Origin of the sequence: Spongiibacter taiwanensis (assembly GCF_023702635.1) — a bacterium.
Taxonomy (GTDB): Bacteria; Pseudomonadota; Gammaproteobacteria; order Pseudomonadales; family Spongiibacteraceae; genus Spongiibacter; species Spongiibacter taiwanensis.
This window is the reverse complement of the sequence record NZ_CP098455.1, coordinates 285,385-305,717: the sequence shown is the minus strand read 5'-3', so window position 1 is coordinate 305,717 and position 20,333 is coordinate 285,385. Positions and strand designations below refer to the sequence as shown.

At 57.3% G+C, this 20,333-nt stretch carries 22 protein-coding genes and 1 tRNA gene; 19 read left to right on the top strand and 4 right to left on the bottom strand.

The genetic code is table 11. The features are described 5' to 3' along the window. Positions 1–114: 114 nt before the first annotated feature. Positions 115–202, bottom strand: a tRNA-Ser gene (locus NCG89_RS01580). Positions 203–652: 450 nt separating this feature from the next. Between NCG89_RS01580 and NCG89_RS01575 the strand changes: the two genes are divergently transcribed. From NCG89_RS01575 to NCG89_RS01525, 11 genes are all read left to right on the top strand, one after another. Next, entirely contained in the window at positions 653–1,036 is a 384-nt protein-coding gene (locus NCG89_RS01575) for a hypothetical protein (protein WP_251088022.1), read from the top strand. A 132-nt stretch (positions 1,037–1,168) separates the two neighbouring features. Continuing rightward, positions 1,169–1,819: an MBL fold metallo-hydrolase gene (locus NCG89_RS01570; RefSeq protein WP_285236385.1), complete on the top strand. Its 651-nt coding sequence runs from the start codon at positions 1,169–1,171 to the stop codon at positions 1,817–1,819. Positions 1,820–1,826: 7 nt separating this feature from the next. Next, positions 1,827–2,318: a cyclic pyranopterin monophosphate synthase MoaC gene (moaC, locus tag NCG89_RS01565; RefSeq protein WP_251088021.1), complete on the top strand. Its 492-nt coding sequence runs from the start codon at positions 1,827–1,829 to the stop codon at positions 2,316–2,318. After that, positions 2,315–2,563 carry a MoaD/ThiS family protein gene (locus NCG89_RS01560; protein WP_251088020.1) on the top strand — a complete coding sequence of 83 codons (249 nt, stop codon included), beginning with the start codon at positions 2,315–2,317 and terminating at the stop codon, positions 2,561–2,563. The genes moaC and NCG89_RS01560 overlap by 4 nt, the downstream gene beginning before the upstream one ends. A 4-nt stretch (positions 2,564–2,567) precedes the next feature. Beyond that, the gene (locus NCG89_RS01555) at positions 2,568–3,023 is read left to right on the top strand and encodes a molybdenum cofactor biosynthesis protein MoaE (RefSeq protein ID WP_251088019.1); all 456 of its coding nucleotides are present in this window, start codon (positions 2,568–2,570) and stop codon (positions 3,021–3,023) included. A gap of 204 nt (positions 3,024–3,227) precedes the next feature. Next, a complete protein-coding gene (locus tag NCG89_RS01550) occupies positions 3,228–3,704 on the top strand; it encodes a flavin reductase family protein (RefSeq protein ID WP_251088018.1) in 477 nt (158 codons plus the stop codon). Further along, positions 3,705–4,265: an NUDIX hydrolase gene (locus NCG89_RS01545; RefSeq protein WP_251088017.1), complete on the top strand. Its 561-nt coding sequence runs from the start codon at positions 3,705–3,707 to the stop codon at positions 4,263–4,265. Between the two features lie 108 nt (positions 4,266–4,373). After that, positions 4,374–5,279 (top strand): PhzF family phenazine biosynthesis protein, encoded by a 906-nt coding sequence (locus tag NCG89_RS01540; RefSeq protein ID WP_251088016.1) that lies wholly within the window; start codon positions 4,374–4,376, stop codon positions 5,277–5,279. Positions 5,280–5,332: 53 nt separating this feature from the next. Then, positions 5,333–6,769, top strand: a complete 1,437-nt coding sequence (locus tag NCG89_RS01535; protein WP_251088015.1) for a DNA recombination protein RmuC — start codon at positions 5,333–5,335, stop codon at positions 6,767–6,769. A gap of 8 nt (positions 6,770–6,777) precedes the next feature. Further along, positions 6,778–7,272 carry a thioredoxin-dependent thiol peroxidase gene (bcp, locus tag NCG89_RS01530; RefSeq protein ID WP_251088014.1) on the top strand — a complete coding sequence of 165 codons (495 nt, stop codon included), beginning with the start codon at positions 6,778–6,780 and terminating at the stop codon, positions 7,270–7,272. 75 nt (positions 7,273–7,347) lie between these two features. Next, positions 7,348–7,785, top strand: a complete 438-nt coding sequence (locus tag NCG89_RS01525; protein WP_251088013.1) for an OsmC family protein — start codon at positions 7,348–7,350, stop codon at positions 7,783–7,785. A gap of 7 nt (positions 7,786–7,792) precedes the next feature. Here the strand turns inward: NCG89_RS01525 and NCG89_RS01520 are convergent, their stop codons facing one another. Then, positions 7,793–8,272 (bottom strand): YkvA family protein, encoded by a 480-nt coding sequence (locus NCG89_RS01520; RefSeq protein WP_251088012.1) that lies wholly within the window; start codon positions 8,270–8,272, stop codon positions 7,793–7,795. A gap of 191 nt (positions 8,273–8,463) precedes the next feature. On the opposite strand from NCG89_RS01520, the gene yajC reads away from it, so the two are divergent. From yajC to NCG89_RS01505, 3 genes are all read left to right on the top strand, one after another. After that, positions 8,464–8,799, top strand: coding sequence for a preprotein translocase subunit YajC (gene yajC, locus NCG89_RS01515; protein ID WP_251088011.1), 336 nt, complete (start codon positions 8,464–8,466; stop codon positions 8,797–8,799). 64 nt (positions 8,800–8,863) lie between these two features. Continuing rightward, complete coding sequence (locus NCG89_RS01510) at positions 8,864–9,877, top strand: 1-aminocyclopropane-1-carboxylate deaminase/D-cysteine desulfhydrase (protein WP_251088010.1); 1,014 nt, start codon at positions 8,864–8,866, stop codon at positions 9,875–9,877. Between the two features lie 28 nt (positions 9,878–9,905). Continuing rightward, a complete protein-coding gene (locus NCG89_RS01505) occupies positions 9,906–11,258 on the top strand; it encodes an alanine/glycine:cation symporter family protein (RefSeq protein WP_251088009.1) in 1,353 nt (450 codons plus the stop codon). 29 nt (positions 11,259–11,287) lie between these two features. Here the strand turns inward: NCG89_RS01505 and alr are convergent, their stop codons facing one another. After that, positions 11,288–12,361 carry an alanine racemase gene (gene alr / locus NCG89_RS01500; protein ID WP_251088008.1) on the bottom strand — a complete coding sequence of 358 codons (1,074 nt, stop codon included), beginning with the start codon at positions 12,359–12,361 and terminating at the stop codon, positions 11,288–11,290. Between alr and NCG89_RS01495 the strand changes: the two genes are divergently transcribed. The 4 genes from NCG89_RS01495 to thrH all read left to right on the top strand — a co-directional run bounded on the left by NCG89_RS01495 (position 12,356) and on the right by thrH (position 16,699). Then, entirely contained in the window at positions 12,356–13,798 is a 1,443-nt protein-coding gene (locus NCG89_RS01495) for a trypsin-like serine peptidase (RefSeq protein WP_251088007.1), read from the top strand. The two genes, alr and NCG89_RS01495, sit on opposite strands and share 6 nt — an antisense overlap. Positions 13,799–13,874: 76 nt before the next feature. Further along, complete coding sequence (locus tag NCG89_RS01490) at positions 13,875–14,798, top strand: 5'-nucleotidase (protein WP_251088006.1); 924 nt, start codon at positions 13,875–13,877, stop codon at positions 14,796–14,798. Positions 14,799–14,865: 67 nt separating this feature from the next. After that, entirely contained in the window at positions 14,866–15,840 is a 975-nt protein-coding gene (gene cysB, locus NCG89_RS01485; protein WP_251088005.1) for an HTH-type transcriptional regulator CysB, read from the top strand. A gap of 241 nt (positions 15,841–16,081) precedes the next feature. Beyond that, a complete protein-coding gene (gene thrH / locus NCG89_RS01480; protein ID WP_251088004.1) occupies positions 16,082–16,699 on the top strand; it encodes a bifunctional phosphoserine phosphatase/homoserine phosphotransferase ThrH in 618 nt (205 codons plus the stop codon). 54 nt (positions 16,700–16,753) lie between these two features. On the opposite strand, the gene NCG89_RS01475 is transcribed toward thrH, so the two are convergent. After that, on the bottom strand, positions 16,754–18,109 hold the full coding sequence (locus NCG89_RS01475) for an anthranilate synthase component I family protein (protein WP_251088003.1): 1,356 nt from the start codon (positions 18,107–18,109) through the stop codon (positions 16,754–16,756). A gap of 489 nt (positions 18,110–18,598) precedes the next feature. On the opposite strand from NCG89_RS01475, the gene NCG89_RS01470 reads away from it, so the two are divergent. Next, the gene (locus NCG89_RS01470) at positions 18,599–20,332 is read left to right on the top strand and encodes an acyl-CoA carboxylase subunit beta (RefSeq protein WP_251088002.1); all 1,734 of its coding nucleotides are present in this window, start codon (positions 18,599–18,601) and stop codon (positions 20,330–20,332) included. Position 20,333: the final 1 nt, after the last annotated feature.

Below are 20,333 nucleotides of genomic sequence, written 5' to 3'. Positions count from 1 at the left end.
TGCGTCATGTCTAAAACGCTGACGCGTTTTATCGAACCCGGCGAGGGTTCTCTTCCGTCCCGAACCGGTTAAACAAAAAAGCCCCGGTCGAGAGACCGGGGCTTTTTTCTTTAATGGCGGTGAGGGAGGGATTCGAACCCTCGGTACGTTGCCGTACACACACTTTCCAGGCGTGCTCTTTCGACCACTCAGACACCTCACCGAAACTTTGTCGGCCGCGATGGTGACGGGGTAGCGCGGCCTGTTCTGCAATCGGTTCAGGCCGTTGTCAGGCCCCCGATTTGAGGGCGGCTACTCTATAGCTTTTTGTATTGGAAGGCAATTCCCAGTTTGTAAAATTCGCTGCTGGAAATTTCATAAGGGCAGCGGCCCGGTCTGATCTGGTGTGATCACTTTCGGTGCGACGACTTTTTGCTGCTTTTAATTGGTGCTTTAGTCGCCCTCGGTTGAGGAGGTTGGCGGAGGGAGCGCGGGCGATAGCGCCGCTCTGGCACTATTGCGAATAGGTTTGTAGTAGCATTGCGCACGATTAATCTGTGTTGCGGGCAATTTAGGGCTGGTTTTAGCTGAGTGGAACGCTTTTTGCTGGCTCTGAAGCAAATCGGCATTTGTTGGTAAACGTCCCGTGCGCATGACTTTTGAAGGAATGTATATGGCCTACTCCCCGGAGATGGTATCGCTGTTACAGCAGTTGCGGTCACGTATTTTCGCTGAGTTTGGTATGAAGATCCGCTTGGTGGACCCGGAGTTGCTGTCCACCCTGGGGCAGTTGGGCAAGAAATCCCGCGATCCCTTCACCCGCAAGACGGTAGTGAAGATCATGGAATTGGGGGATATCGACTATGACATTGACGACGTGGACGGCAAGGCTCGCAAGGCTGCCCCGGTTGAGGATGAGGTCGAGGAATCATCGACCATGACCTATCGCGGCAGCAAGATTCCAAAGCCAAAGGCGGCACCAGCGGTCGCTGCTGCTGAGCCCACGGCGGGCAGGCAGGTCAAACAGGTGTACCGCGGTCAGGTGATTTACAAGTAGCTCCCTTCTTATCTCATTTTCTTGTTTGAGACTCTCTTGTTCACGACCCGCTTCGAACGCTGATCGGGCAGGTCGTGCATCAACGCTCCGTGCTATCATTGCGGCTCGATTTTCAGCAAAGCAAACGATGTTATGGCAATGAAATGTGGCATTGTGCCAGTGACGGCATACCAGCAGAACTGTTCAATTTTTGTCTGCGAGGAATCCGGTGCGGCCGCCGTGGTTGATCCCGGTGGTGACATTGAGCAGATTGAGGCTGGCCTTGAGCAGCTCGGTGGCAAACTAGACAAAATTCTATTGACCCACGGTCACATGGATCACTGCGCCGCGGCAGATGTGCTGCGCCAGAAGTACGGGGTGCCCATCATTGGTCCCCACAAGGATGATGCCTTCTGGATCGACCAGTTGCCAAAGTGGTGTGAGATGACCGGCTTTCCACGGGCCGAGGCTTTCACACCTGACCAGTGGTTAAACGAGGGCGATACTGTCGAGCTGGGTAAGCACACCTTTGATGTTCGCCATTGCCCGGGGCACACGCCAGGCCACGTGATTTTCTTTAACAAAGATATGAAAGTGGCAATGGTTGGCGACGTGCTGTTTCAAGGCTCCATTGGTCGCACAGATTTCCCACGGGGCGATCATGACACCCTAATTCAGTCCATTCAGGACAAACTTTGGCCCTTGGGTGACGACGTCACCTTCATACCGGGCCACGGTCCCACTTCCACTTTCGGTCACGAGCGGCAGACCAACCCCTTTGTTGCCGACACACGGTTTGGTTGATCCAACGATGGCGGAATTTACGCATTTTGATGGCCGCGGCAATGCCCAAATGGTGGATGTGACCGATAAGGCATTAACCCAGAGAGAGGCGGTCGCCAGTGGTCGCGTTTTCATGACGGCGCAAACCTTGCAGATGATTGCTGAGGGCAGTCACAAAAAGGGCGATGTGTTGGCGATTGCACGGATAGCCGGTATTCAGGCGGCAAAAAAAACCGCTGACCTGATTCCCCTTTGCCATCCGCTGATGCTCTCCTCGGTGAAGGTCGACTTTAGCCTGCAAGCCGACCAGGGCTGTGTGGACATTGAGGCACGCTGCAAGCTGGCTGGACAGACCGGGGTTGAAATGGAGGCGCTCACCGCGGTCTCCGTGGCGGCGCTAACGATTTACGATATGTGCAAGGCGGTAGACAAGGGAATGCGAATTTGTGATGTCCAGCTCGAGGAGAAAACCGGCGGTCGATCAGGCCATTGGTTGCGCGCCGGGGAGACAGGCGAATGATCAAGGTGCTGTTCTTCGCGAAACTGCGTGAAGCACTGGATTGTGACCAATGCTCCATCGCGTTGGAGTCGGCGTCGGTGGCGGAGTTACGCACCAAACTGATTGAGCAGGGCGGCGAACGATGGGCTCGGGAGCTGACCGCAAAGAACGTGTTGTGCGCGGTGAACCAACGCTTGGCCAAGGATGACCAGCAGGTGACCAGCGGCGATGAGGTTGCCTTTTACCCGCCGGTAACCGGAGGTTAATGCGGTGAAGGTGTCGGTGTCCGTGCAGGAAAAGGATTTTGACCTGGCAATTTTGAGCCGGGTGCTGCGGGCCAGCGCCAACGATGTTGGCGCCATCGCGAGCTTTGTGGGCTGTATGCGCGGCAGCAATGCCAACGGCAGTTTGCGGGAAATGTTCCTGGAGCACTACCCCGGCATGACAGAGCGCAGTATTCGAGAAATTGTTGAAGCTGCAGGTGAGCGCTGGCCCATTGTGGCCTGCTCTGTGGTGCATCGGGTTGGCTGGATTCGTCCCGGTGAGCATATCGTGTTTGTCGGGGTCGCCAGCAGCCATCGCGGGGAAGCCTTCCAGGCCTGCGAATACATTATGGATTACCTAAAATCCCGAGCGCCATTCTGGAAAAAAGAAGTCAATGAAGATGGCAGCGGCGAATGGGTAGACGCCCGTGATAGCGACCGGGAAGCCCTTGCGCGCTGGTAGCCCTGCCCAACCACCACCTAATTACCCTTTCTTTGAGCTGCCCGATCGCTCCGCAACTAAATCCTGTTTTTTGATCTCGCCAAAGGGGCACTTAGCCTGTCATCTGCCACACTGTTGGGCAGGGACTCACGGTGTATAATGCCGCGCTTGCCCATTTGATGAACGAGTGGCGCGGCATTTGAATGACATTGCAAAGGGGATGGTATGAATCTGGATCAGCGGCAATTGCGTAACGCTTTAGGGCAGTTTGCAACGGGCGTATGCGTCGTGACCGCCAATGCCGCCGAGTTGGGGCCCTTTGGTATGACCGTTAACTCCTTCAGTTCAGTGTCTCTCGACCCGCCACTGGTGTTGTGGAGTTTGCGCAATGACTCCGAATGTTTTGAGGCCTTTCGTCAAACACGCTTTTATGCCATCAATGTGCTTCGAAATGACCAACAACAGCTTTCCAACCAATACGCCAGTCCGGTCAATCATCGTCTGTCACCGGAGCATTTTTCGATTGGGAAGACCGGCAGCCCGGTATTGCGCGGCGTGCTGTGCACCTTCGAGTGTGAAATCTGGCAACGATACGACGGCGGCGATCATACGATTCTTGTCGGCAAGGTTTTGGAGAGCCAGAGCAACCCGACTGGAAAACCGCTGGTGTTCCATGGCGGGCTTTACCGGGAACTCTGGTAAATGAAGTTTTGCAGTGAATGCGCGGCGCCGTTGCGGGAGATGATCCCGGAGGGCGACAACCGCCCTCGTTATGTGTGCAGTGCCTGCGATACGATCCACTACCAAAATCCGCGCGTCGTCACCGGGTGTCTGGTGACCGCCGGACGGCAAGTATTATTGTGTCGCCGCGCCATAGAGCCCCGGCTCGGTTATTGGACCATTCCCGCCGGGTTTATGGAGAATGGCGAAACCATGCGGGAGGGCGCCCTCCGGGAAACCTGGGAGGAAGCCGCCGCCGAAGTTGAGGATGTGGCCTTGTATCGCCTGTTTGATATTCCCCATATCAACCAGGTCTACGTTTTTTTTCGGGGTGAGCTTGCCGGCGGCTACGGCATCGGCCCGGAGAGCCTCGAGGTTCGCCTGTTCGACGAACAGGATATTCCCTGGTCAGAGCTGGCCTTTCCCATCGTTACCGACGTGCTAACTGATTACTTCAGTGATCGGCAAGGCGATGAATACCCGGTGCGGGTCAGTAAGCCCAGCCCGCTCTGGGCAAAACAGACGCAGCACAAGCGCAGCTAATTCCCGCGCTGGAGCGTGGACAAGTGAGCCGGCGCTGCCTACATTGCAAGAAGCCTTTTCTATTACGATCAGAAAAACAAATAACCGATAACAAAAAGGGTTCTCGCCATGCAGCACTACAAAATTGTCGACGTGTTTACCCAGCAGGCCTTCAGTGGCGCCCAGATCACGGTGTTTCCCGACGCCAGCGCCCTCAATGACGAGCAGATGCAGCACATCGCTCAGGAAATCAATCATGCCGAGTCGGTCTTTGTCATGCCGGCCGATGGCGGAGGCGATACCGAACTCAAGATATTCTCGCCCCGTGGCCCCCGACCACCGGGCAGCCATAGCTGCGTCGCTGCCGCCTACGTGCTGGCTGAGAGCGGTCATTTTCAGTTTGCCGACGATCGCTGCGACACCCGGCTTCGCCACGCCGGGCAAGCCCTGAACATCAGTCTTCGCCGTGAGGGCGATAAGGTTCACACCCAGCTGTCCCGCCAGCTACAGCCGGAAATCGATCGCTATGTGCCGGATCATCGGGAGTTGCAGCAGATTCTTGGCTTGGGTGAACACGACATCGAGCAGATTAAAGCCCGCAGCCTGTTCGTCAGTTGCGATATCCCTTATTTGATCGTGCCTCTGCGCAGTATGGAGGCGGTCTATCGCGCCAAATATCACGCCGAGGCCTGGGCCCAGAGCAGTGCCTCGTCGATTCCGGTCAGTGAAATCTTGCTCTATTGCCGAGAGAGTGAGCACCCGAGTGTCGACTTTCACCTGCGCCTCCTCGGGCCTCAGATTTCCACCCAGGACGATCCGCCAGTCGGCGCGGCAGTGCCTGCCTTTGCGGCTTACCTTCGGGAAATTCAGCAACTGGGGGAGGGGACCCACAGCTTTTGGGTGGAGCGCGGCCTTCAATCTGCCCGGCAGAGCTTGCTGAAGGTGGAGCTGCTATATAAAGCCTCAGCGCCGCTAACGGTAATGGTGGGTGGTGATGCGGTGCTCGTGGGAGAAGGGCGTTTGTTCGCCTTGTAGAGGCGATAACCGCTATACTCTGGGCCGTTTTTTATCGGGAATAGCGGAGTAAGATGACGACCTCATCGGGCATATTGCTTATTGCTGGCGCAGTGGCGCTGGCGATCGGATTTCTGGCGGCCTGGCTATTGCGCGGCAGAGTGGCGGGGCAGCAGATTGCCCACGCCCAGCAGGCTGCCGAGGCCCTGGAACAGCAGTTGCAGCAGAGCCGCGCAGAGACCTCCGCCCGCAGCCATGCTGAACAACAGGCCCTGCAACAATTGGCGGCCCTGCGATCTCGGGACGAGGCCCAATCCCGGCAGGTGGCGACGCTGGAAGAGCAGCTCCAGGCGGTTCGGCAGCAGTGCGCAGAGCTGAGTATCAAACTGACCCAGCGGGACAGTGAGTATCAGCACCTCAAAACCACCTCGGATGAAAAAATCACCTTGCTCAACGATGCTCGAAAGCAGTTAACCGAGCAGTTCGAACAGTTGGCCAATCGCATCTTTGACGAGAAAACTCAGCGTTTTCAACGCAGCAGTCAGGATAGTTTAGAACTGTCGCTCAAGCCCTTTCGCGAACAGTTGAAAGATTTTCGTACCCGGGTTGACCATATCTACGACAGCGAAAACCGCGAACGGGGTGAGCTGCGCGAACAGCTCAAAAGTCTGCAAGACATGAATCGCAGTATCAGCCGTGAGGCCCAGAATCTCACCAAGGCCCTGAAGGGCGACAACAAAGCTCAGGGCAACTGGGGTGAAGTCATCCTTGAGCGGGTGTTGGAAGAATCGGGATTGCATAAGGGCCGGGAGTACGAAACCCAGGCCAGTTTCGCCGATGAGAGTGGCCGCCGCCGACAGCCGGATGTCATTGTTCATTTGCCGGAAGACAAAGACATTATCATTGATGCCAAGGTATCGCTGATTGCCTATGAGCGCTATTGCAGTGCCGAAGATGAGGCTGAGCGGGCTGCGGCATTGCGCGAACATATTCAATCCGTTCGCCAGCATGTCAGCGGGCTGTCCACCAAGGCCTACCAGCATATTGAGGCCATCCGCAGTCTCGATTTTGTGTTTATTTTCATTCCTATTGAAGCCGCTTTTATGGCGGCCTTTGAGCACGATCCGGACTTGTTTCGCAGTGCCTATGAGAAAAACATCATTGTTGTCGGCCCCACAACCTTGCTGGCAACACTGCGCACGGTGCAGAGCATCTGGCGCTACGAACGACAAAACCGCAACGCCGAAAAAATCGCCGCGGAAGCGGGCGCCTTGCATGACCAGTTTGCCCTTGTAGTGGAATCGTTAGAGGAAATTGGCAAGCATCTGGAACGCGGGCAGGGTGCGTATGATAAAACCCTCAAGCGGATGACCGAGGGGCGGGGCAACCTGGTGGGCCGGGTTGCGCGCCTGGAGGCCCTTGGTGCAAAGGTGAAAAAGCAGCTTCCCAGCGCTCTGGTCGAGCGCGCGGATGTGGATGCGACAGACAATGACAATCCTGATGAAGAGTGAGGACAAACGTGGCATTTCCAAAAGTTGGCAATATGGCTCCGGCATTTACCCTGTGTGATCAGAACGGTGACAAGGTCAGCCTGAAGGATTTCAAGGGCAGCAAGAATGTGGTGCTGTACTTTTACCCCAAGGCCAAAACACCGGGCTGTACGGTGCAGGCCTGCGGTATTCGGGACAGCCGCAAAGCTTTCGATAAAGCCGATACCGTGGTGTTAGGTGTGAGCCCGGACCCCGTGGCCAAGCTGAAGAAATTTGAAGAGAACCCTAAAAAGGAAGAGGCGCCGCTGAACTTCACCCTGCTGTCAGATGAGGATCATGCTGTTGCCGATAAATATGGTGCCTGGGGGCCTAAGAAATTTATGGGCCGGGAGTATGACGGTATTCTTCGCACCACCTTTATCATCGGCAAGGACGGTCGCTTGAAGCACGTGATGGAGAAGGTGAACACCAAAACGCACAATGAGGATGTGTTGACCCTGATCAACGAGCTGGGCCTGGCCTAGTCATATCGTGATCTGGCGCCGTCATTCCGGCTGCGCCAGCCAAGGGCCGAAAACGGCTTGGAGGAACGCAAAGCGATGGAACCACTTCCCCATGTGTACACGGTGCGCGCGGTCGGCAACCGTCAGGCGGTTGCCCTGCACTGTGAATCTGATGATCTGCCGTCATTGAGTGTGGCCGGTCCCGCGGAGTTCGATGGCCCCGGCGATCTATGGTCGCCGGAAACCCTGCTGACCGCCGCCCTGGCCAACTGCTTTGTGTTGTCATTCAAGGCGATTGCCACAGCGTCGCGCTTTGAGTGGCTGGACCTGCAGTGCGAGGTTGAGGGAGAGCTGGATAAGGTAGAGCGCAGCTTGAAGTTCACCCGTTTTCATCAGCAGGTGGTGCTGCGCATCAGTGATGAAAGCGGGCGTGAAAAGGCGGCAAAATTATTGGAGAAGGCCGAAGGCGCCTGCCTGATTGGTAACTCCCTTAACGCGCAGATCACGCTGGATTATAAAATCACCGTCGCCTGAAGCTGGCTCACTGGTCCTGTTTCCCCGGGGTGCTGTCTGTGTCTACGGCATCGGTTGCGCCATCTTGGCTGGCATCGACCGGTTCGCCCGCTGACCCATCCCGGATTCGCCGAAACAGTCGGTACTGATCGAGATCCTTCACCACCAGGTCGAGACACAGTTTGAGTACCACCGCATCGTCGATAAAACCGGCGATGGGGATGAAATCCGGCAGGGCATCCAAGGGCAGCAAAATATAGAGCAGGGCGGTGGAGATCGAGCCAATCGACCACCACGGTATTTCCCGGTAATTACCCTTGGCGTAGTCCTGCAGCATTTGAAACAAGACTTTCACCTGATCAATGTAGGGCGCGAGTTTGGCGCTCGCCTGAACCCGGTCCAAAATTCGTTGGCGGTTGCTAAGCGCCTTATCGACCTTGGCCTCATCCTGATGGGCGGCGCCCTCATCAAGAATCTGTTTGGCGCGCTTGCGGGAAAATAATGTCACTGAGCAACTCCAGACCGATTTACATTCCATTCTATGCGGGTGGGCACAGCAGGTAAATCCGCGGCGGAAGCCGTCGGCATGACTCGCTTTGGCTCAGGGCCTTGTGTAGTATTGCAGGCTGATTTTTCTGCTCTGCTGGCTCACACCGCAGCGCGTATAAAACCCTAAGCTAGCCCTACGAAGGAAGTCCCATGAGCTTTTTTATCTCTCAAGCCCACGCCCAATCCGGTGCGGCCGGTGCGCCCCCCGGCGGTGAGCTGTTCCAGATTGGTTTTCTGGTGCTGATGTTTGCCCTGTTTTACTTTATTGCGATTCGCCCCCAGCGCAAGCGCCAGAAAGAGCACGCCGCGATGATCTCGGCGCTGAGCAAGGGCGACGAGGTCGTTACCAGCAGCGGCATTCTCGGCAAGATCAACAAGCTGGATGACGACTATGTGGTTGTGAGCGTGAGCGATAATGTGGAGCTCAAGTTCCAGCGCTCCGCCATTCATGCGGTGTTGCCGAAGGGTACCCTGAAAGCCATTTGATCGATTTACAACGCCCCGCCAGTCGGGGCGTTTTTTTGCAACGTTAGTGATGACGGTGCCGCCGATGACAAACCACCCTGCAGAAAATTCGCTTCAGCTCCCTCCACGTCTTTCCCTGGCGCAATTGCCGACTCCCTTACAAGCCCTGGACCGACTCAATCAGCAAATCGGCGGCCCCCGCATTTGGGTAAAGCGCGACGATCTGACGGGCAGCGTGTTATCCGGTAACAAGGTTCGCAAGTTGGAGTTCAGTCTGGCCCAGGCACAGGCTGAAGGTTGCGATACGGTGATTACCTGCGGTGGCCTGCAATCCAACCACTGCCGGGCCACCGCCTTGCTGTGTGCCCAGCTGGGATTGAAATGCCACCTGTTGCTGCGCGGCGAACCGAGTGGTCACCCCGATGGTAACTTGCTGCTGGATCACCTGGCTGGTGCCGAGATTCACTGTTATCCCGCCCGCCAGTACCAATACCAGCTAACAGATTTGCTGCGCCAGTGGCAGCAGCATTATCAGGACTTGGGGCGGCGCGCCTTTGTAATCCCAACGGGGGCGTCTGACGGCATTGGTGTCTGGGGCTATTTTGAAGCCTGCCGGGAACTCAAGGCAGATTTTGAGCGCGCCAATATTTCGCCGCAGCATATTGTGTGCGCCACCGGCTCTGGCGGCACCCAGGCAGGCCTCACCGCCGGTGCCCATTGGTATGGCCTGAATGCCCAGGTATGGGGCGTGAACGTGTGTGATGACGAGGCCTGGTTTCTCAATAAAGTGGCTGCAGATTTGGCGGATTGGCACGCCCGCTATCAGCTACCGGTAGATGCAGCCAGCCTGGCGGTTAAGGTCATTGACGGCTATGTTGGCCCGGGCTATGCAATAGCAGAACAAGAGATCTACAAATGCATTGCCCAGGTCGCGGCTCTGGAAGGTCTGGTTCTGGATCCGGTTTACACCGGCAAAGCCTTCTTCGGCATGCTGCAAGAACTCCGCGCAGGCCGCTTTGGTGATGCTGGTGATATTGTATTCGTGCACACCGGCGGGGTGTTTGGCGTGTTCCCCCACAAACAACACTTCGAATTCTGAGTAATTCGTTATAACAATAGGAGCGTCTATGGAGACCATCAGCCTGTGGGTTGGCGCGGTCAACGGCATTGTCTGGGGACCGTTAATGCTGGTGCTGATACTGGGCACAGGCGCCTGGTTAATGGCCGGGCTGGGCTTTATGCCGCTGCGGGGAATTGGTACTGCCTTTCGCATACTCTGGCGCGGGCGCGAGGGTCGGGGCAGTGGTGAGATCAGCCCGTTTCAGGCGCTGGCGACTTCGCTTTCGGCCACCATCGGCACGGGCAATATCGCCGGCGTGGCAACGGCTATTGCCTTGGGCGGACCGGGGGCGCTGTTCTGGATGTGGTGCACGGCCCTGGTGGGCATGGCCACCAAGTATGCCGAGGCGGTGCTGGCGGTGAAATTTCGTGAACAGGCCGATGACGGCAGCTTTAGCGGCGGCCCCATGTACTATATCAAAAATGGTCTCGGCCCAAAATGGCGCTGGCTGGCCGGGCTGTTTGCTTTCTTTGGCGCCTTTGCCGGCTTTGGCATCGGCAACACCGTGCAGGCTAATTCCGTGGCCGACGCGCTGTTTACCACCTTTGCGGTTCCCTACTGGATCACCGGTCTGGTGCTGTTAGTCGGTGTCGCGCTGGTGGTGCTCGGCGGGGTAAAGCGCATCGCCCATGTGGCAGGTTACCTGGTGCCGATCATGGCGCTGGCCTATATGGCGGTGGGCCTGCTCGTGCTGGTTCTGCACATCAGTGAGGTTCCGGGGGTAATTGCCCTGGTGGTCGACAGCGCCTTCAATGGCACTGCGGCGGTGGGTGGCTTTGCCGGGGCCGGTATTGCCGCGGCGATTCGCTTTGGGGTTGCCCGGGGTGTGTTTTCCAATGAGGCGGGCCTGGGCAGTGCACCCATTGCCCATGCAGCGGCCCAAACCAACAACCCGGTTCAGCAGGGCATGGTCGCCATGCTGGGCACTTTTATCGACACGATTCTGGTGTGCTCGGTCACCGGCTTTGTGATTCTGATATCGGGCCAGTGGCAAACCGGCGAGAGCGGTGCGGCGTTGTCGGCAAATTCCTTTGAGGCTTTATTGGCCGGTGGCCATTACATCGTGGCGGTGGGATTGGCGGTATTTGCCTTTACCACCATGTTGGGCTGGGCTTACTACAGCGAACGTTGCGTGGTGTACTTTTTTGGCAGCCGCGCCGTGATGGTTTTTCGCATTGCCTGGGTCATCGCGATTCCCCTGGGCGCGGTGGCAAAGTTGAGTTTTGTCTGGCTGCTCGCCGATACCCTGAATGCGCTGATGGCGATTCCCAACTTGATCGCCTTGCTGTTGTTAAGCCCGGTCGTGTTTTCGCTGAGCAAGGGCGCGCTGCAGCAGGTGCGCGCCACATCAGCGGATTGACGCTCGCCGCGAGCTGGGTGAGTGCTGTCCTAGTCGTAGATACGGGCAACCCGGTCGGTGATACGAGTGAATAATTCGTAGCTGATGGTGCTGCAATGCTCACCCACCTCGCTGGCGGGAAGCCCCTCGCCCCACAGGGTGACCGGGTCGCCCACCTTAATGTCTTTCAGATGGGTGATATCGATAGTGGCCAGGTCCATCGACACCCGGCCGGCAATCTTCGCCCGTTGGCCATTCACCAACACCGGCGTGCCATCCCGTGCTTGACGGGGGTAGCCGTCGGCATAGCCGGCGGCGACGGTGGCGATTTGCCTTTCGCCAAAGGCCCGCCAGCGCCGGTTGTAACCCACACCAGCGCCATCCCGAACCGTGCGAATGCTGAGGATCCGCGCTTTAAACGTCATTACCGGCTGGAGGGTGTTGGGCGGCAGGGACGTCGTCGGATCATCGCCATAGAGCATAATGCCGGGGCGTATCCAGTCGCTATGGGCATCGCGATGGGCGATGATGCCAGCCGAATTGCTCATGCTTTTGGGAACCGAGTCGAGACTTTGGCTGCGCCCGATCAAGCGTTGAATTTGGGCGCCGGTCTCCACGCTGAGCAGGTCGTCGGCTTCGCTGAAGTGACTCATATGATGAATGGCACTGACCTGGTTGGCGTGGCGCAGCAGATTGTGGGCACGGGCGAAATCGGCGGGTGTCATCCCCAGCCGGTTCATACCCACATTAAGCTTGAGCCAGACACAGATCGGTCGGGGCAGGGCGGCTTCTGTGATTAACTGGGCGGTCTGCAGGTCGTGCACAACCACGTCCAGTGCCAAGTCGGCGCAGTCTTGCAAGCCCTGTTCATCGAGCAGGGTGCCCAGCAGCACGAGGCGGCCCTTGGGATAGGTTTTTCGCAGAGTCTGGGCTTCCGCCATTCGGGCAACGGCGAAACCATCTACCTCGCCCGCCAATGTTTCAGTGACCCAGCCCGCGCCGTGGCCGTAGCCATTGCCTTTCACCATCGCTAAGATGGCCGCCTCGGGCGCTAACTTGCGCACCACCGCCACATTGTTTAGCAGTGCGGCGGCTGAAAACTCTACCCACGTGGTGTTATGCATAAAACCCTGCTCAAAACTTTCGGCAATTCTATCGGCCTTGTGTTGGCGATGGTAGCGCTGGTGTGTTCGCAACCCCTTCGCGCTTGCCCTGAATCAATTTTTCCGCCGGTATCGGATAACGAGCTGTTAATTGCCCCTGAGCGGGTCGAAAGTTTGCTCGACAAATCCAAAATGGCCCGGGCAAGCGAATGTGATGAACTGGCGGCCGATTTGGCTCAGCTGTTCTTTTGGGGGGTGGGTATTCAGCCGGTGGATTTTACCGCCGCTGCCCGTCAGTTGGCGTTTTTGCAGGCCCTTTCTCCGGGCGATGCAACATTGCGGCTACTTGAACCGGCTGTGGTTCTGTTGGGAAAGAGTGCTCGCCTGGACGTAGATGAGGCAATGCGCCGCTACCAGCGGGAGATTAACAGTGGCGATGCCTTGCGCCGTGATAAGGCCTTGGCGGTGCTCAATCAGCTTGCCCGGGAGCAACCCAAGGTCAATTTGCAGGGGCAGCCACTGTATCTCGATGCGGGTCGGCATTTGCCCGCGCCGGCGGCCCAGCGCGGTGTCATCCTCGACGCGGACCAGGGTCGCTTGCTGGTAGATAGTGGCGGCGGCATGCCGGCCTTACGCTGGATCAGTCCTGGCCTTGAATTGCCCGCCTTAGCAGGGCCGATGGCTTTTTTCGCCCATCGCGCACCCGGTGCAGACCAGCGGCGCCAGCAATGGCAGATGCCGAGCCAGAGCCTGACCACCGGCTTACTGCGCAGTGGTTTTGGCCAGCGTGATCAGTTTCTGGAAATTCAGTGCACGGCCACCGTGATTGGCCCCCAATGGTTGCTGACGGCGGCCCATTGCCTGTCGGCACCCGATGGCGGCGATGAGGTCCTGCAGCAATTGGCCTTCGCCTGGCGGGGAGAACGTTGGGTGGTGAGTCAGGCCTGGCGTCACCAGGAGCACCGTTCCGGGGACCAACAGCGTGGCAATGTCGGTCAATACAGTGGCTCTGATGTCGCGCTCTTGGCCCTGGCGGCGCCGCTGCCGGTGACCGACTTTCCGCGCCTGGCCAGCCCGGATAGCGAGGTTGAGATCTACAGCTTTGGTTACCCTCAGGACAAAGCGCCGGGAACCCTATGGGCCAGTGAATGCCGGGGTCAGCTTCGTCGGCCAGATGGCCCGGGCGAGCTGCGCGTTTATCGCCTCGACTGCAGCAACACAGTGGGCCAGAGTGGCTCGGCAGTGATTGATAAAGCTCGCCCAGATACGGTTTACGGTGTGCTGTCAGCCAGAGTGCGGGAGCAACAGGATGACTTCAATGTGTTTGCGGCCTTCAGCCCGGCGCTGGTGAAAGACATCCAGCGCCTGATCAGTGGTGACACCGACATTCAGGCCAGTGGCCGCAGCCGATTCCTGCAGCGCTATTATGCGGCGCCGGAGGTGATCTCCCGCAAGTGATTCATGATGCCGCCGTGAGAGTTGCCTGGGGTAGCGCATCTTGTATAGTGGCAGGAGTTTTCCCAAAGGTACTCTCATGCCGAAAGGACTAGAAAATAAACTGGTGGTTGCCATCTCATCCCGGGCGCTGTTCAACCTGGATGAAAGCCATCAGGTGTTTGAGCAGGAAGGGCTGGAAGCCTACCAGCGTTACCAAATTGAACACGAAGATCAGATTCTTGAACCCGGCGAAGCCTTTGGTATTGTGGAGCGGCTGCTGCTGTTGAACCAATACTTGGACGTGTCCCGAGTGGAGGTGATCCTGCTGTCGCGCAACTCGGCCGACACGGGCTTGAGAGTGTTTAACTCTATCGAGCACTACGGATTGAATATCAGCCGCGCGGCTTTCAGTGGCGGCGAAAGCCCCTACCGTTATGTTTCGGCCTTTGGTTGCCACCTATTTTTGTCCACCAATGCGGAAGATGTCTCCCGGGCCCTGGAGCACGGCGTTGCGGCGGCGACATTGATGCCCCGCGGCCGCAAAAGTGGCAAGCAGGAAGCCAAGAAAGAATTGCGCTTCGCCTTTGACGGCGATGCGGTGCTGTTTTCCGATGAGGCGGAGCGGGTATTTAAAACCCAGGGGTTAGAAGCCTTCACCGCCAGCGAGGTGGCCTCGGCTCACCAGCCTCTCAGTGGCGGTCCCTTTAAACCGTTTTTGGCGGCACTCAACCAGTTGCAGTCGGAGTTTCCGGCCGATAATCCACCGATTCGCACGGCCCTGGTGACGGCGCGATCTGCCCCGGCCCACAAACGGGTGATCAACACTCTGCGGGAGTGGAATATCCGCATTGATGAATCGCTGTTTCTTGGCGGCCTGGACAAGGCCGATTTCCTGCGCGCCTACGGTGCGGATGTCTTTTTTGATGATCAGCCGGGGCACTGTGAAAGCGCTCGGGAGCATGTATCAACCGGGCATGTGCCCCACGGTATTGCCAACATAAAAACAGAGTCGCCAGGCTAGACCAAGTTCTGCCGCGCTGCGCTACACTAAGCCCAACTCTGATGGTTGGGTGGGGAGCAAACCTTCGATGAAGCTGCAACAACTGCGTTATATCTGGGAGGTCGCCCATCACGAGATGAACGTGTCGGCCACCGCCCAAAGTTTGTTCACCTCCCAGCCCGGCATCAGCAAGCAAATTCGGATGCTGGAGGACGAGCTGGGTGTCGAGATTTTCGCTCGCAATGGCAAGCACCTCACCCATATCACCCCGGCAGGGGAGGCGATTCTCAAAACCGCTGGCGAGATTCTGCACAAGACCGAATGCATCAAGCACATTGCTCAGGAGTTTAAGAATCCCAGCAAAGGCAGTCTGTCCATTGCGACGACGCACACCCAGGCCCGCTATGCATTGCCGCCGGTGATTAAGGCCTTTATCGAGCGCTATCCCGATGTGTCTTTGCACATGCATCAGGGCACGCCGATGCAAATCTCTGAACTGGCGGCCAACTTTGGCGTGGATTTCGCCATTGCCACAGAAGCCCTGGAGCTCTTCTCCGATCTGGTGATGATGCCTTGCTATCGCTGGAACCGAACCATCTTAGTGCCGCGGGATCATCCTCTGACGAAAGTCAGCTCGCTGGCAATTGAGCATATTGCGGCCCACCCGATTGTGACCTACGTCTTTGGCTTTACCGGGCGTTCCAAACTCGATGAGGCCTTCAGCAAGCACGGCTTCGAGCCGCGGGTGGTGTTCACCGCCACCGACGCGGATGTGATCAAAACCTACGTGCGCCTGGGCCTGGGCATTGGCATCGTTGCGCAAATGGCTTATGACCCCACTACCGATGGCGACCTGGTCGCCCTGGATGCCAGCCATTTGTTTGAACCCAGCGTGACCAAAGTGGGTTTCCGCCGGGGCACCTATATGCGCAAATTTATGTACGATTTTGTTGAGTTATTTGCCCCCCATCTCACCCGGGAACTGGTCGATAAGGCGTATGAGTGTCACAGCAAAACAGAGCTGGATGAGCTGTTTGCGGATATTGAGTTGCCGATGTACTGAGGTGGGGCTGTGGAGGCTGGCGCTTGCTGGGAGAGCTGAACGCTGGACGGGGGATGGGAGAGGCTGGACGGGAGACAGGAGACGCAAAGACATTGCGGCTTTGCCGCTCTCGCAGCATCTCGCGGCGAAGCCGCGCCCGCTTTTGCGTTTTCCGTCTCCCGTCCAGCGTCTCCCCATAATTGCTTTCTTGCGCCCAAGCCGCTAGATTGAGCGCCGTTTTTGACTTCAAAGGAGTAAGCCCGTGGAAATCGCCTGTCTTGACCTGGAAGGTGTGCTGATTCCCGAAATCTGGATTGATTTTGCCGAGCGCACGGGCATTGAGGCCTTGAAGGCAACCACCCGGGATATTCCGGATTACGATGTGCTCATGCAACAGCGCCTGCGCCTGCTGCACGAGAACGGCTTGGGCTTGCCTGATATTCAGGCGGTGATAGCCGATATGCGGCCAATGGACGGCGCCAGAGAGTTCCTCGACTGGCTGCGCGCGCGTTTTCAGGTGGTTATCCTGTCCGATACTTTCTACGAGTTCGCTGCGCCGCTGATGGCGCAACTGGGCTGGCCGACGCTGCTGTGTCACAAGCTGGAAACCGACAACCTGGGCAAGGTGGTGGACTACAAAATCCGCCAGGTGAACCCCAAGCGGCAAGCGGTATTGGCCTTTAAAACCCTGTACTACCGGATTATTGCTGCGGGTGATTCCTACAACGACACCACCATGCTTGCAGAGGCTGACGCCGGTATCTTGTTCAAGGCGCCGGATAACGTTATCCGCGAATTCCCCCAGTTTCCCGCGGTTCACGATTATGAAGCGCTCAAACTGGAGTTTCTGAAGGCCTCCAATCGCGAATTGAGCCTGTAATGCCACCGGATGCTGAGGGCTTTATCCTCAGCATCCGGTTTTGCTTGCCCTTACTTACGCGGTCTCGCGGGTGCCAAACAAGGCCAGCAGTCGGCCGATCTTGCTCCAGGTTTCATCAAATTCCTCATCGCTTTTCGAGTCAGCGACAATGCCGCCACCGGCAAAACCGCTGACCTGCCCCTGGGCGCAGACAAAGCTGCGAATCAGAATATTGCTGTCCAGAATGCCGCCCGGCCCCAGGTAGAACACACTGCCGCAATACAAACCGCGTCGGTGGGATTCCAGTTCCTCAATGATCTCCATAGCCCGTTTCTTTGGTGCACCGGTAATCGAGCCGCCGGGAAAGGCGTCTAGCAGAGCCCGCAGTGGGCTGAGCCCGGGCTTGAGTTGGCCGCTGATGGTGCTCACCAAATGATGCACGGTTTCAAAGTGCTGTAGCTCAAACAAAGTGTCTGTGCGAACGCTGCCAGGCAGGCAACTTTTGCTGAGATCATTACGGATGAGGTCGACAATCATCACGTTTTCCGCACGATTCTTTTCACTCTGGGCCAGGGCGGTGGCGAACGCCGCGTCTTCCTCCGGCGAGCGCCCGCGGGGGGCGGTCCCTTTGATGGGTTGACTGAAAATTCGCCCCTGGTCAGCGGCGAGAAAGCGCTCGGGAGAGGCAGATAACAATTGCCCCTCAGGCATATTCAAGTAAACAGAAAATGGCGCGGCAGCCTCCCGGCGAAGGCGTTGATACGCGGACCAGGGGTTTTGGCCGGCGCCGCTGATACTGCCGACAAAGGCCCGGCTGAGATTTATCTGGTAGCAGTCCCCGGCAAAAATATACTGTTGGCAGGCGTCAAATGCCCGGTCGTAGTGGGCGCGGTCGTAGGGGTCAGCCATGGTGTCGCTTAACGCGAAGCTGGTTTCTGGCTCGGGGGGTTGCTGTACCAAGGTTAGGATCTGCGCCAGGCGCGCTTCCTTGACTGATGGCTGGGTGATCAATTCGCAGCGGCGCAGTTCATGGTCGACCACAATCGCCCAGTCATAAACACCAATATACAGGGCTGGAAGTGCGCCTGTTTCGGGCAGGGGCCGGTTGATTCGCAGGGCTTCGCCAAAATCGTAGCTCAAATAGCCAATTGCACCGCCACAGAAGGGGAGCTCCGGATGGCGCTGCATGCCGTTCACCGCGTCATCAATGGCGCTTAGCAACTGGGTTGCCTGTTCCGCTATTTCTGCCGGTGTGCCGCTGCTCAGGCGATAGTGCTGCAAAGGCTGGGCACTCATAATGTCGTAGCGACCCCGCTGACAGAAGGGCCGGGCACTGTCGAGAAATACGGCACCCTCCAATTGGTGCAGGGAAGCAAACAGGGAGCAACTGTCCTCCTGATAAATCAGGGGCTGGCGCCGAGGCAGAGACATAAATGGGTCCGGGAATTGATGGGGGCGTATTCTACCGGGGTAGACTATCAAACTGGCTTCCCGGAAGGAATTTTTCCGCCGGTCTTTCGGGTTTTTGGCCGCCGCAGCTCCAGGCCATCAGTGACCGATCCACTGCAACAGAATGCCACTCAATATTTAATTGGGTGATTAATTAAAACCTGCCGATAAAAAGGTCTTATTCTTTTTCTGTTAGATGGTTCTAGGCGACTGATTAAATTGACTTTTTTGTTTTTGCCTCCAATGTCTCCCGGTGGGAATACGTTGACAACAGGAGGCCGACTATTTAATGTTAAGCGCCGCTGTGAGAACCAAAAACAATGCCGTGCGCTGCTGGTCAGCGCCCAATAAAGAGCACGGGTTCTCCTTCGACTGTTTTCCGGCCCTACTGAATGCTGACTGGCGGTTGCAATGATGCCACCTCGCTGGGCCCGGATAACAGCCATAAGGACTAGCTGGGAATCTAACAATATGCCAAAGAAAACGGGCTTTGCCCCCTCACTGACCAATCCATTCCAGAAAGAAGTTGAGCTGGAATTCACTGTTCCGGGACAGATCGATTACGAACCGGGCTTGTACGAAGAGGCCCTGCGCGCTGGCCATGCCCTGCAGCAACGGCCACTGAAAGCTGCAGGTGTCAGCAGCATTCAGAAACAGCACGAAAAAAAGCGCATGACCATCTGGGAGCGCATCGAAGTGCTGGCAGATCCCGGTACTGAGCCTACTGTGCTGTATCAAAACTGGGGTAAAAACCTCGATGGTGCTTCACTGGTCACCGGCATTATTAAGGTCAACGGGCGAGACGTGGCAATCTACGGTCACGACTTTACGGTCCGGGCCGGTTCCATGGACGCGACTAACGGCAGCAAGCTGGCACGACTGTTTGAGCTGGCGGGCAAGTTGGGTATTCCGCTGGTAGGGATGAATGACTCCGCCGGGGCCTATATTCCCGCCGGGGTAGGGGGGCTGGACGGCTACGCCGAAGCCTTTACCGCGCTGCGCAAGATTAACGGTGTGGTGCCGTCGATTATGTGTATGTTCGGCTACAACGCCGGTGGTGGCTCCTACCTGCCACGGCAGGGCTCTTTTGTGATTCAACCCAACGATACCTTTTTCGGCCTGACCGGGCCGGGTGTGGTCAAGTCGGTACTCGGTGAAGACGTCACCGCCGAAGAGCTGGGCGGGCCATTGGTGCATTCAAAGTCCGGGGTAACCGACTTTGTGGTGCCCGACGAAGTTGCCGCCTTGAAGAAAGTGCAGGAGCTGCTCAATTACCTGCCCAACAATAATCGCGAGCTGGCACCGTTTCAGCCCACTTCAGATCCTATCAGTCGGCGTACCTGGGATGTCGACCTGCTGCTCAAGAAAGCCTTTAACAGCCCGACTGGTTTCAACACCCCCTTTGAAATCGGCATTATCATTCAACAGCTCTGTGATCACGGCGATTACTTTGAAATGCAGCCGGACCGGGCACGCAACACGGTTTGCGCGCTGGGTCGGATCGGCGGCAATGTGGTCGGCTTTGTGGCCAATAACTCTGCCGTGGCATCGGGTCAGATTGATATCGACGCGGCTTACAAGAACGCGCGTTTCATTCGGTTCTGCAATATCTACAACATTCCGATTATTTTCATGGAAGATACCACCGGTTTCTTGCCTGGGCGCGAGCAGGAGGCCGGGGGAATTGTGCAGGCCGGTCGGGCGATGCTCGATGCCATCGTTGACCTGCGCACCCCGCGGTTTCTGTTGATTGTGCGCAATGCCTTTGGCGGCGCTTACGCTGCCTTCAATAACTATCCCACTGGCGCCGATTTTGTGTGTGCGTTGCCGACTACTCGCCTGGCGGTCATGGGGCCGGCCGGGGTTGAGTACGTGTACAAGGATGAAGTGCGCAAGATTCGCGGTGCGGTAAAAGCCAAGGTGGCCGAGGCGACCAAGGCAAACATCGCCGCTGGGATGGGCGAGGCCGAGGCCCAAGCCCAAGCGGCTACCGCCGTTGCCCAATGGCAAAAGCAGGAAGAAGCGGTTCTCACTCAGCGGTACGAGCGGGAGCTAATGAATCCCAACGAAGCCCTCAGCCTGGGATCAATATCCCAGATCGTCATGCCCTCGGACCTGCGCCAGGTTCTGGGTGAACAACTGGAGTTGCATTTGCGGGGCTACCAGCCCAGCGCCATGACCGGTGTACAGCGGGAATTCCACTAAG

Bases quoted from the DNA above. Each gene is read 5' to 3' on its own strand.
- NCG89_RS01575 (WP_251088022.1), top strand. From the start codon at position 653: ATGGCCTACTCCCCGGAGATGGTATCGCTGTTACAGCAGTTGCGGTCA.
- NCG89_RS01570 (WP_285236385.1), top strand. From the start codon at position 1,169: ATGGCAATGAAATGTGGCATTGTGCCAGTGACGGCATACCAGCAGAAC.
- moaC (WP_251088021.1), top strand. From the start codon at position 1,827: ATGGCGGAATTTACGCATTTTGATGGCCGCGGCAATGCCCAAATGGTG.
- NCG89_RS01560 (WP_251088020.1), top strand. From the start codon at position 2,315: ATGATCAAGGTGCTGTTCTTCGCGAAACTGCGTGAAGCACTGGATTGT.
- NCG89_RS01550 (WP_251088018.1), top strand. From the start codon at position 3,228: ATGAATCTGGATCAGCGGCAATTGCGTAACGCTTTAGGGCAGTTTGCA.
- NCG89_RS01545 (WP_251088017.1), top strand. From the start codon at position 3,705: ATGAAGTTTTGCAGTGAATGCGCGGCGCCGTTGCGGGAGATGATCCCG.
- NCG89_RS01540 (WP_251088016.1), top strand. From the start codon at position 4,374: ATGCAGCACTACAAAATTGTCGACGTGTTTACCCAGCAGGCCTTCAGT.
- NCG89_RS01535 (WP_251088015.1), top strand. From the start codon at position 5,333: ATGACGACCTCATCGGGCATATTGCTTATTGCTGGCGCAGTGGCGCTG.
- NCG89_RS01525 (WP_251088013.1), top strand. From the start codon at position 7,348: ATGGAACCACTTCCCCATGTGTACACGGTGCGCGCGGTCGGCAACCGT.
- yajC (WP_251088011.1), top strand. From the start codon at position 8,464: ATGAGCTTTTTTATCTCTCAAGCCCACGCCCAATCCGGTGCGGCCGGT.
- NCG89_RS01510 (WP_251088010.1), top strand. From the start codon at position 8,864: ATGACAAACCACCCTGCAGAAAATTCGCTTCAGCTCCCTCCACGTCTT.
- NCG89_RS01505 (WP_251088009.1), top strand. From the start codon at position 9,906: ATGGAGACCATCAGCCTGTGGGTTGGCGCGGTCAACGGCATTGTCTGG.
- NCG89_RS01495 (WP_251088007.1), top strand. From the start codon at position 12,356: ATGCATAAAACCCTGCTCAAAACTTTCGGCAATTCTATCGGCCTTGTG.
- alr (WP_251088008.1), bottom strand. From the start codon at position 12,361: ATGCATAACACCACGTGGGTAGAGTTTTCAGCCGCCGCACTGCTAAAC.
- NCG89_RS01490 (WP_251088006.1), top strand. From the start codon at position 13,875: ATGCCGAAAGGACTAGAAAATAAACTGGTGGTTGCCATCTCATCCCGG.
- cysB (WP_251088005.1), top strand. From the start codon at position 14,866: ATGAAGCTGCAACAACTGCGTTATATCTGGGAGGTCGCCCATCACGAG.
- NCG89_RS01475 (WP_251088003.1), bottom strand. From the start codon at position 18,109: ATGTCTCTGCCTCGGCGCCAGCCCCTGATTTATCAGGAGGACAGTTGC.
- NCG89_RS01470 (WP_251088002.1), top strand. From the start codon at position 18,599: ATGCCAAAGAAAACGGGCTTTGCCCCCTCACTGACCAATCCATTCCAG.